The 14,914-nt window shown below is 60.4% G+C and carries 13 protein-coding genes; 5 read left to right on the forward strand and 8 right to left on the reverse strand.

Annotated elements, in window-relative coordinates; all coding sequences use genetic code 11:
- Window positions 1–16: 16 nt before the first annotated feature.
- The 4 genes from QEO92_RS11370 to QEO92_RS11385 are packed head-to-tail and all read left to right on the forward strand — an operon-like array spanning window position 17 to window position 4,864.
- A complete protein-coding gene (locus QEO92_RS11370) occupies window positions 17–982 on the forward strand; it encodes an alpha/beta fold hydrolase (protein WP_227703086.1) in 966 nt (321 codons plus the stop codon).
- Window positions 983–1,036: 54 nt separating this feature from the next.
- A complete protein-coding gene (locus tag QEO92_RS11375) occupies window positions 1,037–2,002 on the forward strand; it encodes a DMT family transporter (RefSeq protein WP_227703087.1) in 966 nt (321 codons plus the stop codon).
- Window position 2,003: 1 nt separating this feature from the next.
- Window positions 2,004–3,206 (forward strand): succinate--glutarate CoA-transferase, encoded by a 1,203-nt coding sequence (gene caiB / locus QEO92_RS11380; RefSeq protein WP_227703088.1) that lies wholly within the window; start codon window positions 2,004–2,006, stop codon window positions 3,204–3,206.
- Window positions 3,203–4,864 carry a thiamine pyrophosphate-binding protein gene (locus QEO92_RS11385; RefSeq protein WP_227703089.1) on the forward strand — a complete coding sequence of 554 codons (1,662 nt, stop codon included), beginning with the start codon at window positions 3,203–3,205 and terminating at the stop codon, window positions 4,862–4,864. Before caiB ends, QEO92_RS11385 begins: the two co-directional genes overlap by 4 nt.
- A 154-nt stretch (window positions 4,865–5,018) precedes the next feature.
- Here QEO92_RS11385 and QEO92_RS11390 read toward each other — a convergent pair whose 3' ends face one another.
- From QEO92_RS11390 to QEO92_RS11400, 3 genes are all read right to left on the reverse strand, one after another.
- Window positions 5,019–5,360 (reverse strand): RidA family protein, encoded by a 342-nt coding sequence (locus QEO92_RS11390; protein ID WP_037147585.1) that lies wholly within the window; start codon window positions 5,358–5,360, stop codon window positions 5,019–5,021.
- Window positions 5,361–5,426: 66 nt separating this feature from the next.
- Window positions 5,427–5,765, reverse strand: a complete 339-nt coding sequence (locus QEO92_RS11395) for a protein tyrosine phosphatase family protein (RefSeq protein ID WP_227703090.1) — start codon at window positions 5,763–5,765, stop codon at window positions 5,427–5,429.
- Between the two features lie 75 nt (window positions 5,766–5,840).
- A complete protein-coding gene (locus QEO92_RS11400) occupies window positions 5,841–6,680 on the reverse strand; it encodes a DUF4432 family protein (protein ID WP_227703091.1) in 840 nt (279 codons plus the stop codon).
- 192 nt (window positions 6,681–6,872) lie between these two features.
- Here QEO92_RS11400 and QEO92_RS11405 point away from each other — a divergent pair, with 192 nt between their 5' ends.
- Window positions 6,873–8,264, forward strand: a complete 1,392-nt coding sequence (locus QEO92_RS11405; protein WP_407721188.1) for a L,D-transpeptidase — start codon at window positions 6,873–6,875, stop codon at window positions 8,262–8,264.
- 167 nt (window positions 8,265–8,431) lie between these two features.
- On the opposite strand, the gene QEO92_RS11410 is transcribed toward QEO92_RS11405, so the two are convergent.
- The 5 genes from QEO92_RS11410 to QEO92_RS11430 form a co-directional block, all read right to left on the reverse strand.
- Window positions 8,432–9,148, reverse strand: coding sequence for a ParA family protein (locus tag QEO92_RS11410; protein ID WP_227703092.1), 717 nt, complete (start codon window positions 9,146–9,148; stop codon window positions 8,432–8,434).
- A gap of 216 nt (window positions 9,149–9,364) precedes the next feature.
- Complete coding sequence (locus QEO92_RS11415) at window positions 9,365–10,510, reverse strand: iron-containing alcohol dehydrogenase (protein ID WP_227703093.1); 1,146 nt, start codon at window positions 10,508–10,510, stop codon at window positions 9,365–9,367.
- Window positions 10,507–11,892, reverse strand: a complete 1,386-nt coding sequence (locus QEO92_RS11420; protein ID WP_227703094.1) for an aldehyde dehydrogenase family protein — start codon at window positions 11,890–11,892, stop codon at window positions 10,507–10,509. Before QEO92_RS11420 ends, QEO92_RS11415 begins: the two co-directional genes overlap by 4 nt.
- Window positions 11,893–11,930: 38 nt before the next feature.
- Complete coding sequence (locus tag QEO92_RS11425) at window positions 11,931–13,301, reverse strand: glutamine synthetase family protein (protein ID WP_227703095.1); 1,371 nt, start codon at window positions 13,299–13,301, stop codon at window positions 11,931–11,933.
- Window positions 13,302–13,364: 63 nt separating this feature from the next.
- Window positions 13,365–14,864: an amino acid permease gene (locus QEO92_RS11430; RefSeq protein WP_037147603.1), complete on the reverse strand. Its 1,500-nt coding sequence runs from the start codon at window positions 14,862–14,864 to the stop codon at window positions 13,365–13,367.
- Between the last annotated feature and the right edge of the window lie 50 nt (window positions 14,865–14,914).

A 14,914-nucleotide genomic window follows, 5' to 3' on the forward strand; every position in this document is an offset into this window, starting at 1 on the left:
CGATGGGAGGACGGGGATGTTCGACGAAACGAGGCGGCTTTCGAGCCCGACGGGGGCAAGTCTTGCCTATCACTATCAGCCGGCTGCAGGACCGGTCAGCGGCATCTTGCTGATCTCCCACGGCCTGGCTGAACATTCCAAACGCTACCGACCGTTTGCCGAGATCATGGCTTCGCACGGCTTCCACGTCTATGCCTTCGATCACCGCGGCCATGGCGAGACGACGGCGTCCGATGCGCCGATCGGTCGTTTCGCGAGGCGTAACGGCGTGCGATTGGTATTGGAAGATGTGAAGGCCATGCGCGATATGGCAGCGGATGCCCATGCCGGCCTGCCGATTCTGCTCTTCGGCCATTCCATGGGCGGGCTCATTGCGCTCAGCGCCGCGGTCGACGTTCCTGGAAGTTTCGACGCGGTCGCCGTCTGGAACTCAAATTTCCATCCGGGAATTGCCGGGCGTGCGGCGCAGGCGATCCTCCTCACCGAAAAAGCCCTGAAGGGCTCCGACGTGCCGAGCGGCCTTCTGCCGAAACTCACTTTCGGAGCCTGGGGAAGATCCATCCCCGGCCACCGCACCGAATTCGACTGGCTGAGCCACGACCGGGACGTCGTCGATGCCTATATCGCAGACCCGCTTTGCGGTTTCGGCGCCAGCGTTTCGCTCTGGCTCGACCTTTTCGAGATGACGTTCCGCGCGCCGGCGCTGATCGGCAGCCTGCAAAAGGATCTGCCCATCCATCTGGTCTGCGGCGCGGAGGATCCGGCCACCAACGGCGGCCGCGAAATTCTCTGGCTCTCAGAACATCTCAAGAAGAATGGTCTTTTGAACGTGACCACGAAGATCTGGCCGGGCACGCGACATGAAACGCTGAACGACACGGTCCGCACCCGCGCCATTGCTGAATTCGCATCCTGGGCGAAAGCCGCGTTGCCGCCTGCAGCACCTGTCGTCAAAACCGGCTCGTCATCTAAAATGGAATGAGTTCATGACATTTATTCAAGTGCTTCCGCTGTCATGCACGGCTATAGGAGGTTCATGAGTTCGTCGTCTGCAAGCCTTGCTGCCTCGACACCCGAGACCCGAATCGTCCATGGTCTCGGACTGATGATCCTTGCCATGCTGATGGCGCCCTTCATCGACATATTCTCCAAGCTTGCCACCGACTCGGCTTCGCCGACTTTCATCACTGCTGCCCGCTTCCTTTTCCAGGCGCTCTGCATGCTGCCATTCGTTTTGTGGAACGGCTCGTGGCGCACCTTTTCATGGCAGCTCAGCATCTACCATGCGATCCGCGCAACGGTGATTACGCTCTCCATGATCTGCTTCGTCGCGACGCTTGCCGTCATGGAGGTTGCCGACGCGGTCGCCATTTTCTTTGTCGAGCCGATCATCCTGACGGTGCTCTCCAGCATCTTTCTCAAGGAAACCATCGGCTGGCGTCGCTACACAGCCTGCGGGATCGGTTTTCTCGGGGCATTGATCGTTATCCGTCCGAGCTTTCAGGAAATCGGCTTCGTCGCCCTGCTGCCGATCGTCACCGCCCTCGGCGTGGCGATCTTTGCGCTCCTGACCCGGGCACTGGCGCATCGCGAAAATCCATGGTCGATGCAGTTCCAGATGGCACTCTGGGGCATTCCGATCTCCGGCCTGCTGCTTCTCGTCGGCGACCGGACCGGCATCCCGTTCCTCGCGCCGTCCCTGCCGGACTGGTTGACCTTCACCTGGCTCGCCGGCGTCGGCGCGTTCGCCGCCCTTTCCGGTATCCTGGCCGTCTATGCCTATCGGGCGGCGCCTGCCTCGGTGATCGCCCCTCTTCAGTATTTCGAGATCGTCTCGGCGACGTTGCTCGGTTGGCTGGTCTTCGGCGATTTCCCCGATCCGATGAAATGGCTCGGCATATCGATCATCATCGGCTCCGGCCTTTACATCATCTGGCGGGAAAGGCGCGTGGCTTCCATGGAGCCCATCACCGGCGCCGCCAAGTCAACCGTGACCCCATGATATGAACCAGACGAACAAGAAACCACCACTTTCGGGCATCCGCGTTATCGAACTTGCTCGCATTCTCGCCGGCCCCTGGGCCGGACAGGTGCTGGCAGATATGGGCGCCGACGTGATCAAGGTGGAAAATCCGGACGGCGGCGACGATACACGCGCCTGGGGTCCGCCTTTCGTCGAAGGGAAGAACGGCGAAAATCTTTCGGCAGCGTATTATCACTCGACCAACCGCGGCAAGCGATCCATCACCGTCGATTTCAAGACGGAGGAAGGCCAGGAGATCGTTCGCCGGCTTGTTGCCACGGCGGACGTGCTGATCGAGAATTTCAAGCTCGGCGGGTTGATGAAATACGGCCTCGACTACGAGAGCCTCAGGAAGATAAACCCGAAACTGATCTACTGCTCCATCACCGGCTTTGGCCAGAACGGCCCCTATGCCAGCCTCGCCGGTTACGACTATATCGTCCAAGGCATGTCCGGCTTCATGTCGATTACCGGAGAGCCGGACGGCGAACCGATGAAGGCGGGCGTCGCCATCGCCGACATCTTCACCGGCGTCTACGCCGTAACGGCAATTCAGGCAGCGCTGATTCATGCCATCAGGACCGGCGAAGGTCAGCATATCGACATGGCGCTGCTCGACGTCCAGGCCGGCGTGCTCGCCAACCAGAACATGAACTACCTCATCTCCGGCAAGGCACCGGTACGGCTTGGCAATGCGCATCCGAACATCTCGCCTTACGAAGTCGTGCCGACGGAAGATGGACACCTGATCCTTGCGGTCGGCAATGACGGCCAGTTCCGCCGCTTCTGCCGCCTCCTGGGGATCGAACAGGTTGCCGAGGACGAGCGTTTTGCGACCAACAAGGCCCGTGTCGCCAATCGCGGCGAGGTGCGGCGGCTGGTCGTTGCCGAGACGATGAAATGGAAAAAGGCACATCTGCTTGCCGCCTGCGGCGAGAATGCCATACCGGCCGGCCCGATCAACTCGATCGCGGAAATGTTCGACGACCCGCAGGTGAAGGCGCGCGGGCTCCGGATCGATCTCGAAGCAGCGGACGGTACCGTGATTGCCGGCGTGCGCAACCCGATCGTGCTGTCCGAGACACCACTTGCCTACCATCGGCCGAGCCCGGCGCTCGGCGAACATACCGCAGACGTGCTGGCCGAACTGGAAGACATGGAAAGGAGGGGGGAACAGAAATGAAGACCGCCACGAAAACCGGGGGCCAGCTCATCGTCGAAGCCCTCAAGGCGAACGGAGTAAAGCGCATCTCCTGCGTCCCGGGGGAGAGCTATCTCGCCGTGCTCGACGCGCTTTACGAAAGCGGAATCGACGTCATCGTCTGCCGCCAGGAAGGCGGTGCGGCGATGATGGCCGACAGCTGGGGCCGGCTGACGGGCGAGCCGGGCATCTGCATGGTGACCCGCGGGCCAGGCGCCACGAACGCTTCGGCCGGCCTGCATATCGCCCGGCAGGATTCGATCCCGATGATCCTCTTTATCGGCCAGGTCGCCCGCGACATGCGCGAGCGCGAGGCCTTTCAGGAGGTCGAATACCGGCGCGCCTTCACGGAATTTGCCAAATGGGTGGGTGAGATCGACGATGCCCGCCGCATTCCGGAATTTGTCACCCGCGCCTTCGCGGTCGCAACCTCCGGCCGCCCCGGCCCGGTCGTGCTGACCCTGCCGGAAGACATGCTGGTCGAGGAGGTCGAAGCAGCGGAGGCCCGCGCCTATATGCCGGTCGAAAGCCATCCGGGCAAAAGCCAGATCGCGGCATTTGAAACGGCGTTGAAAGAGGCGAAGCGGCCGATGTTCATCCTCGGCGGCACGCGCTGGAGCGAAGAGGCGCATGCCGATTTCGCCCACTTCGCCACCCGCTTCAAGGTGCCGGTCTCCTGTTCGTTCCGGCGCCAGATGCTTTTCGACCACCTCCATCCCTGCTACGCAGGTGATGCCGGCATCGGCATCAACCCGGCACTCGCCAAGGAAATCAAGGATGCCGATCTTCTTGTCCTGCTCGGCAGCCGCATGTCGGAAATGCCCTCCTCCAGCTACACGCTGATCGACATTCCCTATCCGAAGCAGAAGCTGGTCCACATCTTTCCCGATCCGGAAGAACTCGGCCGTATCTACCGCCCGGATCTGGCGATCTGCGCCGCACCCGCGGAATTTGTCGCCGCCCTGAAAGAGCTTGAAGCCCCCGCCTCGCCCGCATGGGCGGATCGTACCGCGTCCATGCACGAATCCTATCTCAAATGGTCGACGCCGCCGGAAGCAGGACCGGGACCGGTGAAGATGGGGCCGATCATGCAATGGATCGAAGAGAACGTGCCGGATGACGCGATCTTCACCAACGGCGCCGGCAACTATGCGACCTGGCTGCACCGGTTCCACCGCTTCCGCAAATATAACACGCAGTCCGCCCCGACGTCCGGTTCGATGGGCTATGGCCTGCCGGCTGCCGTCGCGGCCAAACAGCTGTTTCCCCAGCGCGAAGTCGTATGCTTTGCCGGTGACGGCTGCTTCATGATGCACGGCCAGGAATTCATAACCGCCGTGCGTTACGGCTTGCCGATCATCACGGTGCTCGTCAACAACGGCATCTATGGCACGATCCGCATGCACCAGGAGCGGGAATATCCGGGGCGCGTCAGCGCCACCGACCTCGTCAATCCGGATTTCGTGGCTTACGCGAGAGCTTTCGGTGGATATGGCGAGCTGGTCGAAAGGACGGAGGATTTCGGCCCGGCCTATCTGCGCGCCCGCGCCAGCGGCAAGCCGGCGATCATCGAGGTGAAGCTCGATCCGGAAGCCATCACGCCTGCACGGACACTGACCCAGATAAGGGAAAAGGCATAAGGGGTTTTGCCCTCATCCGCCTGCCGGCACCTTCTCCCCGCAAGCGGGGCGAAGGAAACATGCCGCACCGTTTTCCAAGACCTCGGAGATCACATGGGGCAAGTCCCCTCTCCCGCAAGCCGGGGAGAGGGTGAGGGTGAGGGATAAAAACCCGTTAGATCGCAGCCGTGACGATGAACTCGACCTTGTATTTCGGCGCAGCGAGCTTAGCTTCGCTGGTGGCGCGGGCCGGCGGGTTTGCCGGATCAATCCAGGCTTCCCAGACAGCATTCATCTCGCCGAAATAGGCGATGTCGGAGAGATAAATAATCGTCTGCAGGATCTTCGACTTGTCGGAGCCGGCAGCTGCCAGCAGGCGGTCCACTTCAGCGAGCGCCGACTTGCACTGATCGGTGACGCTTTCGCCCTCACCCACCTGGCCGGCCAGATAGGCTGTGTTGCCGTGGATGACGACGCCGCTCATGCGGGCGCCGGGCTCAATGCGCTTGATGCTCATGGAAATGCTCCTGGATTTTGAGCTGCGGGAGGAAGCCCCGTGCACCGGGCACGAGGCGCGAAAATCTCAGCCGCGGATATGCTGGCTCTTCTCGTAGATCGACGTCGACCGTGCGCCGGAACGGCAGAAGCCGAGCATCGGGCGCGGGAATTCATCGAGCGCGTCGACCATGGCCCTCACGCCTTCCGCATCGACGCCCATGCGGCCGACAGGGATGTAGCGGATGTCGAGGCCGAGCTCCTTGGCGCGTGCGGCAATGTCGGCGAACTTCGGCTGGCCGGGCTCCTCGTCGTCGGGGCGATTGCAGACGATCGACTTGAATCCCATCGCCTTGATCCGGTCTAGGTCCTCGACGGTGATCTGACCCGTGACGGAATACTCATCATTGATCTGTCGGATATCCATGGTGCAATCTCCGTTTTATCGCGGCGCAAGCATTACGACGGTGCCGCGGGGGCGTCAATCGCAGATGAAACACTGTCAGCCGAAGCTGAACCGCAACCCGTAGTCAATGCTTTCACCCGGCTTCAGCAGCACCAGTTCCCCCTTTTCCGCGAGTTCGTAGCGGCTCGCCAGCCGATGCGAAACCGGCTCTATTCCAAGAACATGCGCGGGCGATTTCTGGTTCCGCCAGATCTGCAGATGCGGCAACGTGTCGGTCCTGAATTTCACCTTCAGCGTCAATCCGTCGATGGCGCCAATCGGACCGAGTGCGATTTCCGCCCATTGCTCGCCTTGCTGTAGTGCCGGCACACAGAAGACGCCACCGGGATCGTTGCCAAACGTCCAGGGAAAGCCGCCTCCCTCCAACATCTTTCCGGTGAGCCGCACATGCTCGTCAAATAGCCAGGCACCGATATTCATGTGGTACATATGCACGGGGAAGAACGGTTTCGGACCTGTATTGGTCACCCTGTCCGAGAGACTTACCTCGCCGGTCTGTCCGTCGATCCGCCAATGGCGCTCCAGGAGGGCCGGTTCGCCCGTCGCCATCTTCACGACAACCCGCGCATGACATTCGGCATCCTCCCCCTGGGCATCCCAGAAAAGGATTTCGGCCGGGTGCGAAGAGAAGGAGCCATGCAGCGGATACTTTTTGCCGTTACCCGTTCCTTCGATCGGCTCCGGGTGACGAATGTGATCCGGTCCGCAGGTGAAGAGAAAACCTTCGAGCGAGTGATCGATTCGTGGATCGCCGTCATCGGGAATCGCTCGACCGGGCGAAAGGTCGGTTTCGCCGATGAAACAGCCGCCGATATCGAGCATGGAGGTTTCGTCGAGGAAAAGCTTCGGGCCTTTGGCCGCAAAAAACGCCTTCATAATCATTCCCTTCACGGATTCGCAAAAGTCTCTAACCGATCGCGACGAGAATTTAACGCCACGTTCATCACGAATTCACTTTTTTCACACTACCGTCAAAATTACCTTGTCTGTGGCGATAGGGTATGGAGCGGGAACGAACGGCCGATTTCCCGATTACGTGTAGAGAGCAAACAGGAACTCGGTGACATCGTGAAGCGGTTATTTTTCGCAAGCGCCAGCCTCGTCGTTTTGACCGCGATCCAGGGGATCCCTTCGGCCGAGGCACAAAGCCGGTACGATCGGTATCCGGCCGATACGATCCTGGTCGCCCCTGATGGTGCGATCCTCGACTACGTGCCCGATCGCGGCGACGTCGTCATCAGCCGCGATGGCATGGGCCGTCGCGTGTTCATCGACCGCTACGGCAATGTTCTGGCGACCGAGATACGTCAGGAGACATATCGGCCCGCCCGCGCCGAAGAATATCCGCCAGCTCCCGGCGGCTATCGTCGCTTCCGCGATCTCGGCGGCTATCAGGACGGTTATGGTTATCAGGATTACCGCGACTACCGACCAGGTGAACCGGGCAGCGTTACCGGCGCAATACCGGGCTCAGGTTCGGTCACTCGCATGCCTTTGGACGAGCAGCCGATGCCTGGCGCAGACGACAGCTATCCCCAGGAAGCGTCGATCGAGCCGGACCAGCAGGCCATAGAAAGTCTGCATCCGCAAAAGCCGATCATTGCAGTGACTAAAAAGCCGCAGGCAGAGATTGCTGCTCTTCAGGTTTTCCTGGATCGGGAAGGCATTTCACCCGGCGTCATCGACGGTCATCTCGGAGAGAATGTCAACAAGGCGATCGCCGCCTGGCAGGAAATGACCGGCGAGACGCTCGATCCGAACAATTCCGAGGACATCATGCAGCGCCTGACCTATTCGGGCGGCCTGCCTATCATCGACTATACGATTACCGCCGCCGATGCGGCTGGTCCCTATGTTGCGGCGATCCCGGAAGACTATGCCCACAAGGCCCAATTGCCCGCCATGTCCTATACCTCGGTGACCGAGAAGCTCGCCGAACAATTCCACATGGACGAAAACTATCTGAAGGCATTGAATCCGGGCGTGGACTTCACAATTCCGGGCACAATCATCAAGGTCGTCAATCCGGGTCAGCCGAAGGCCGGCCAGGTAACCCGCATCGTCGCCGACAAAGGCAGGAAACAGGTCTTCGCCTACGGCGCCGACAATCAGCTCATTGCGGCCTATCCGGCCACGATCGGCTCGACCGATACACCCTCCCCGACCGGCACGCACACGGTCCAGCGTATCGCGTTGGATCCAGGCTACACCTACAATCCCAAGATCAACTTCAAGCAGGGCAACAATGACCAGATCCTGCAGATTCCGCCTGGCCCGAACGGCCCGGTCGGCAAGGTCTGGATTGCACTCTCCAAGCCCACCTACGGCATTCATGGCACGCCGGAACCCTCCAAGATCGGCAAGACCAATAGCCACGGCTGCGTGCGACTGACCAACTGGGATGCAACCGAGCTTGCCAAGATGGTGAAAACCGGAGCAATCGTGGAATTCGTGGAATAGGTCTCGGTTATTCTCCTTTAGCCGCTGCAAAGCCCTTCAGCACCATCTGAGTTTCTTGCCCGCCTGGCATCGGGAATCATGTTCAAAATGCAGCGCGGCCGGCTCTTTCGAACCGACCGCGCCACAAGCAAGCCCCGGGCTGAACAGGACCTGGGCATTGATCCGCGTCAGGCAGCGCTGCGCCTGAAGCCGAAGATACGCGGCGCACCGGTCCGGATTACCTTCGCCGGCATCAGGCGCATGACTTCCTCCGCGAACGCCCGGGCATTTTCCTTGGCTTTATCGACATTGCTGACCTTCGCAGGGTCGAGCGTGTGGAGCGTGCCGCCGATCTCGAAAAGCTCCTTGAAGGCGATGCGCTCACCGATGGGCGTGTCGAGAACGTGAACGCCGCGGGCCGCCAGCAAGCCCTTGATCATGAGCAGCGCCTTGGTGGTGACCATGGAGGTCACGCGGGTGAGCACGACCGAATGGGCGATGTCGAGATTGGCCTTCTCCTTCAGGAAGGACAGGAGATCGAGAATCTGTGCCGCACCCCTGGCATCCATGGCCGAGCCCTGGACCGGGATCATCACGTGATCCGAAAGGCCGATCGCGGTGGTGACCAGCGCGTCACGGGCGCCGGCAAGGTCGATGATGAAATAGTCGGTCCGTGGTCCCATCTCGCGCAGATGACATTGCAGAGAGGCGATGGTGACCTCGGATATGACCTCGATGTTGCGAACGTGGCCGGAAGTCTCGAACCACTGGCTGATCCAGCGTTGCGGATCGCCATCGATAACCGTGACGCGAAACCCCTGGTGGGCAAGTTCGGTGGCAAGCAGCAACGCCGCAGTCGTCTTTCCGGCACCGCCCTTGGCATTGGCAAAGGAAATTACAGGCATTTTCGGTCCTCGAAGAAGTCTTGAGCCCCATCGCTCACGAGGACACCGGTAAACATGGTGTCTTGGGGATCATCCTTGCGAAACATGGTTAATGAATTGTAAATTTAGCAGTCATTAATATCACTCAGGAAATTTAGCTTTCGGCCCTAAAATGTGGAAAACTCGGAGGTTTTGCGCCTCCGGGGTTCAGTTAACGACCATCCGTGGACAGCCGGATCAAAAGCACTCGAGGAAAAGAGCTTTGGTATTCTCGAGTGTCATCGGCACCGGATTGCCGCCGCAGCTCGGATCTTCGATCGCCATCGCCGTGAGTTCATCGACCCGATCGGGCGCAATACCCATGGCCGTGAGATTTTCCGGCACGCCGAGATCCGAACGCAGGGAGAGGACATAGTCGTAGAAGCCGTCAAAGCCGCCGGAAATGCCGAGATAGGCGGCGGCGCGAGCTATCTTCTCCTCGATCGCCGTCCGATTGAAGCGCAACACCGGCGGCATGACGACAGCGTTCGTCATGCCATGATGGGTGTTGTAGATCGCACCGATTGGATGCGAGAGCGAGTGGATTGCGCCAAGCCCTTTCTGGAAGGCGACGGCTCCCATGGCAGCCGCGGACATCATGTTGGTGCGGGCTTCGATATCCGAGCCATCCTTGTAGGCGCGCGGCAGGAACTCCTTCACAAGCCGCATGCCTTCAAGCGCGATGCCAGCCGACATGGGATGATAAAAGGGCGAGCAATAGGCTTCCAGGCAATGGGCGAAAGCATCCATGCCGGTACCCGCGGTGATCACCCTGGGCATGCCAACCGTCAGCTCCGGATCGCATATCACCACGCCCGGCAACATCCTCGGATGGAAGATGATTTTCTTCACATGCGTCGCAGAGTTGGTGAGCACCCCTGCCCGCCCGACTTCGGACCCCGTGCCCGCCGTGGTCGGCACGGCAACGATCGGCGCGATCTTCGACGCGTCGGCACGTGTCCACCAGTCACCGATGTCCTCGAAATCCCAGACCGGCCGCGTCTGACCGACCATGAAGGCGATCAGTTTACCGAGGTCGAGGCCCGAACCGCCGCCAAACGCGACAACACCGTCATGACCGCCATCCTTGTATGCCTTGATGCCTGCTTCGAGGTTCTTCTCATTCGGGTTGGGATCGACCTCAGAGAAAACCGCGCGGCCGAGGCCGGCTTCGTCGAGCACGTCGAGCGCATGGGCGGTGATCGCCATTGACGCCAGTCCCCGGTCGGTGACAAGCAGCGGTTTCTTCAAGCCCAGTGCCTTGCAGGCGTCCGCCAATTCCTTGATCCGCCCGCGCCCCAGCTTGATGGCGGTCGGATAGCTCCAGTTCGCGACGATATTCATTTCGTGGCCTTTTTCAGGTGATAGGATTTCGGGCGGGTCAGGTTGTGGAAGCCGAGCAGGGAAAGCGAGCCGCCCCGACCCGTCTCCTTGACACCGGTCCAGACGAGTGCCGGATCGAGATAGTCGCAGCGGTTCATGAACACGGTGCCGGTTTCGAGTTCGCGACCGATCCTGCCGGCGCGGTCCGCATCTTCCGTCCACAGCGAAGCGGTCAGGCCATACCGACTGTCGTTCATCAGGGCGATTGCTTCGTCGTCAGTCTTCACCTTCATGATCCCGACGGCAGGACCAAAGGTCTCTTCGCGCATAAAGGGCATGGAATGGTCGACATCGACAAGCACCTGCGGCGCGAGATAGGCGCCGCCGTCATCGGCCGGAAAAAGCTTCGGATCGACCAGGGCCTTGGCCCCCTTCGAAACCGCATCGGCGATCTGCTCGCGCACCACCTTGGCAAACCGCTTGTTGGCCATCGGCCCGAGCGTCGTTTCCCCGTCGAGCGGGTTGCCGAGCTTGTAGTTAGACACCCAGGCAACCGACTTTTCGACGAACCGATCGTAAAGCGATTCGTGCACGTAGATGCGCTCGATGCCGCAGCAGCACTGGCCAGAATTGTAGGTGGCGCCGTCCATCAGCGTATCGACGGCCGCATCGAGATCGGCATCCTCCATCACATAACCCGGGTCCTTGCCGCCGAGTTCGAGGCCGATCCCCGTGAAGGTTCCAGCCGCCGACCGCTCGATCGAACGGCCGCCTTCGACGGAGCCGGTAAAATTGATAAAATTGAAAAGCCCTTGGGAAATGAGCTTCGCCGTCGTCTCATGATCGAGGAAAAGGTTCTGGAAGACGTCTTCCGGTACACCCGCCTCCACGAAGGCACGCACCATGCGCTCGCCGACCAGCAATGTCTGGGCCGCGTGTTTCAGGACCACCGTATTGCCAGCCATGAGCGCCGGCGCAACCGTGTTGATCGCCGTCATATAGGGATAGTTCCAGGGCGCGATCACGAAGACGACACCATGCGGTTCACGCTCGATGCGGCGCTCGAAGCTGGCGCTGTCCTCGACCACCATTGGCGCCAGCGCGTCGGCCGCAATGGACGCGACATAATTGGAGCGCTCGTTGAAGCCCTTGAACTCACCGCCGTAGCGGACCGGGCGCCCCATCATCCAAGCCAGTTCCGGCACCACTTCATCGGCCATCTCGTTGAGCAGCGCGACACCCTTCAACACGAGTTGTACGCGTTCCTCAAGCGGTCGTCTCGCCCATGCCTTCTGCGCCCTGCGGGCCTGGCCCACCGCCTCCACCGCGTCTTCGAGCGACATCGCCGGACGTTCGGCATAGACCGAACCGTCGACCGGCGAGATACATTGGATCATGGTCATGATCGGCATTCCTGTTTCTGATTTCGTGGTGGAGAGATTTACGCTCTCTCGAAGCCTCGTGCCACTTCCCAGTCCGTAACCCGGCGGTCGTATTCCTCCTGCTCCCAGCGAGCGGCCCGGACATAGTGGTCGATGACGTCATGACCAAACGCGGTTCGAAGGAGTTCGGACGAGGACATCAGCTCGGTCGCATCGCGCAACGTTTTCGGGATTTCCCGCACGTCCGTGCCGTGATAGGCGTCGCCGACAAAGGCGGGTTCCAATTCCATCTTCCTTTCGATCCCGTCAATGCCCGCTGCGATCAATGCAGCCATCGCGAGATAAGGATTGAGGTCGGAGCCGCCGACGCGGCATTCCACGCGGATTGCCTTGGTTTCCTCGCCACAGAGGCGGTAGCCGGCCGTGCGGTTATCCTTGGACCAGACGGCCTTGGTCGGCGCGAACGTGCCTGCCATAAAGCGCTTGTAGGAATTGATATAGGGTGCCAGGAAATAGGTGATCTCGCTTGCGTGCGCGAGCAGCCCGGCCACGTAGTGCTTCATGGTATCCGACATGCCATACTCGCCATCCTTGTCGAAAAAGAGTGGCGTGGTGCCGTCCGAGTTCCAGAGCGACTGGTGGATATGGGATGAACTGCCGGCGGCACCGTAGTTCCACTTGGCAAGGAAAGTAATGGCTTTCCCCTTCGACCAGGCGATCTCCTTGCAGGCGTTCTTGATGATCACATGCCGATCGGCCATGGTCAGCGCATCGGCATAACGAACATTGATCTCCTCCTGGCCGGCCGACGCCTCCCCCTTGGAATTCTCGACCGGAATGCCGGCACCCTGCAGACCGGTGCGGATCGCCCGCATCACCTCCTCTTCCTTGGTCGTCTGGAAGATGTGGTAGTCCTCGTTGTAGGCGCTGGCGAGCTTGAGGTTGCGGTATCCGCCTTCGCGGGCGCTGTCGTAGGGTTGGTCGAACAGGAAGAACTCGAGCTCGGTGGCCATGAAGGCGGTCATACCCATCGCCTCCAGGCGCTTCACCTGCTTCTTCAGGATCGCACGAGGTGAGTGCGGCACTTCCTCATGAGTGTGATGGTCGAGCACATCACAGATGACCAGGGCGGTCCCCTCAAGCCACGGAAGTCTCCGCAGCGTCGAAAGGTCCGGCTTCATCGTATAGTCGCCGTAGCCCTGCTCCCAGCTCGACGCCTTGTAACCGGGAACGGTTTCCATCTCGATGTCGGTCGCCAGCAGATAGTTGCAGCTATGGGTTTCCTTCCAGGCACCCTCGATGAAATATTCTGCCTGAAACCGCTTGCCCATCAGCCGCCCCTGCATATCCACCTGGGCGGCGATGACGGTATCGATGCGCCCCGCGGCGACGTCGAGCTTCAGATCGTCGAAGGAGTAACTTGCGGCCATGCGTTTCATCCACTGCTTGAAAAATGGGAGGCGCGACCCGGCGGCCGCGCCTATTCAATGCAATCAGGCGAGCGAAGCCGCCTCCTTGTGCTCCATCGCGAATTCCTCTTCCGGCGAGAGGATCAGGCGATGCCTGCCGACGGCCGCGAAGTAGGCGATCGCGATGGCAAACCAGACCACGACCCAGAGCACGCCCTTGGTGAAGTTCGGATCCTGGATTTGGTAGAGCAGCGTGACGACGGCGATGATGATCGTCAAGGTGGCCCCCGGAATGCCAAGCGGCGAACGATAGGGTCGCTCGATATTGGGCAATTTCCTGCGCAGGATGATGAAGGAAATCGCCTGCATGATGTAGGAGAACATCGCGCCGAAGACCGCCATGTTGAGCAATACGCTGCCGATGATGCTGCCGCCCTGCTCCGCGCCGAGCGAGAACCAGATCACCAGCATGACCGCAAGACCGATAACCGAGCCGGCGACCATCGCAACGTACGGCGTCTTGTAGATCGGATGGGTCACGGACAACGCGGTTGGGAAATAGCCGGCACGAGACAGAGAATAAACCTGACGCCCCTGCGCATACAGGATCGTATGGAAACTGGCGATAAGGCCCGTCAGCGCCACGAGACCAAGGACCACCACGCCGCTATCGCCGTAGACCGCCTTGAACCCGTCGAGCAGCGGCTCAAGCGACGACCCAAGATGGAAGGAACCAACACCCGGTACCGACGGATTGAGCAGGACGATCATGAAGGCCGAGACCATCAGCGTTATCATTCCGAGAATGATACCTCTCGGCATGTCGCGCTTCGGATCAACGGATTCTTCCGCCGCCAGCGGAAGCTGCTCGATCGCGAGGAAGAGCCAGACGGCAAAAGGAAGTGTCGCAAGCACGCCGGAAAAGCCGAAGGGGAACCAGGAACCGTTACCCTCGGGCAGTTCGACCGCGGCGCCATCCGGGCCGACACCGATGTTCAGGGCCCAGCGGGAGAAATCCATGCTCGGGATTGCGCTGATCCAGAAGAACACCAAAACCGCCAGCGACAGGACCGTGATGACCAAGGTCACCTTGAAGGACAGTTCCAGGCCGAAGACGTTCAGCGCCAGGAAGATCGCGTAGAAGACTATCCATATAAGCGGCGAATAGGCGGGATCGAAACCGAAGATCTGGTTCACGTAAGCGGTGATAAAGGTAACGATGACTGCCGGCGTGAGAACGTATTCGACGTTTTCACAAAGTCCGGTGACAAATCCGCCCCAAGGGCCCATGGCCGTCCGAGCGAAGGAATAGGCCGCCCCCGTATGCGGCAGGGCCGGGCTCATCTCTGCAATCGAGAAGGTGAGGCCGACATACATGATGGCGATGATGATGCCGGCGACCAGCATGCCGCCCCAGCCGCCGGTCGAAAAGCCAAAATTCCAGCCGGAAAAGTGACCGGAAATGACGGCTCCGACGCCGAGCGCCCAAAGCGACCAGACCCCTGCATAACGGGAAAGCCCGCGTTTTTCGAAATAGGATGCGTCGGCCTTCTTGTAGCTGACACCTGCAGATGAACTTTCCATGCCCTTCTCTCCTGATCAAAGAAACGGGCGGCTGGCCGCCATGGCCAGCC

Source organism: Neorhizobium petrolearium (assembly GCF_029854435.1).
Taxonomy (GTDB): Bacteria; Pseudomonadota; Alphaproteobacteria; order Rhizobiales; family Rhizobiaceae; genus Neorhizobium; species Neorhizobium petrolearium.

Bases quoted from the DNA above. Each gene is read 5' to 3' on its own strand.
- QEO92_RS11370 (WP_227703086.1), top strand. From the start codon at position 17: ATGTTCGACGAAACGAGGCGGCTTTCGAGCCCGACGGGGGCAAGTCTT.
- QEO92_RS11375 (WP_227703087.1), top strand. From the start codon at position 1,037: ATGAGTTCGTCGTCTGCAAGCCTTGCTGCCTCGACACCCGAGACCCGA.
- caiB (WP_227703088.1), top strand. From the start codon at position 2,004: ATGAACCAGACGAACAAGAAACCACCACTTTCGGGCATCCGCGTTATC.
- QEO92_RS11385 (WP_227703089.1), top strand. From the start codon at position 3,203: ATGAAGACCGCCACGAAAACCGGGGGCCAGCTCATCGTCGAAGCCCTC.
- QEO92_RS11390 (WP_037147585.1), bottom strand. From the start codon at position 5,360: ATGAGCATCAAGCGCATTGAGCCCGGCGCCCGCATGAGCGGCGTCGTC.
- QEO92_RS11395 (WP_227703090.1), bottom strand. From the start codon at position 5,765: ATGGATATCCGACAGATCAATGATGAGTATTCCGTCACGGGTCAGATC.
- QEO92_RS11400 (WP_227703091.1), bottom strand. From the start codon at position 6,680: ATGAAGGCGTTTTTTGCGGCCAAAGGCCCGAAGCTTTTCCTCGACGAA.
- QEO92_RS11410 (WP_227703092.1), bottom strand. From the start codon at position 9,148: ATGCCTGTAATTTCCTTTGCCAATGCCAAGGGCGGTGCCGGAAAGACG.
- QEO92_RS11415 (WP_227703093.1), bottom strand. From the start codon at position 10,510: ATGAATATCGTCGCGAACTGGAGCTATCCGACCGCCATCAAGCTGGGG.
- QEO92_RS11420 (WP_227703094.1), bottom strand. From the start codon at position 11,892: ATGACCATGATCCAATGTATCTCGCCGGTCGACGGTTCGGTCTATGCC.
- QEO92_RS11425 (WP_227703095.1), bottom strand. From the start codon at position 13,301: ATGGCCGCAAGTTACTCCTTCGACGATCTGAAGCTCGACGTCGCCGCG.
- QEO92_RS11430 (WP_037147603.1), bottom strand. From the start codon at position 14,864: ATGGAAAGTTCATCTGCAGGTGTCAGCTACAAGAAGGCCGACGCATCC.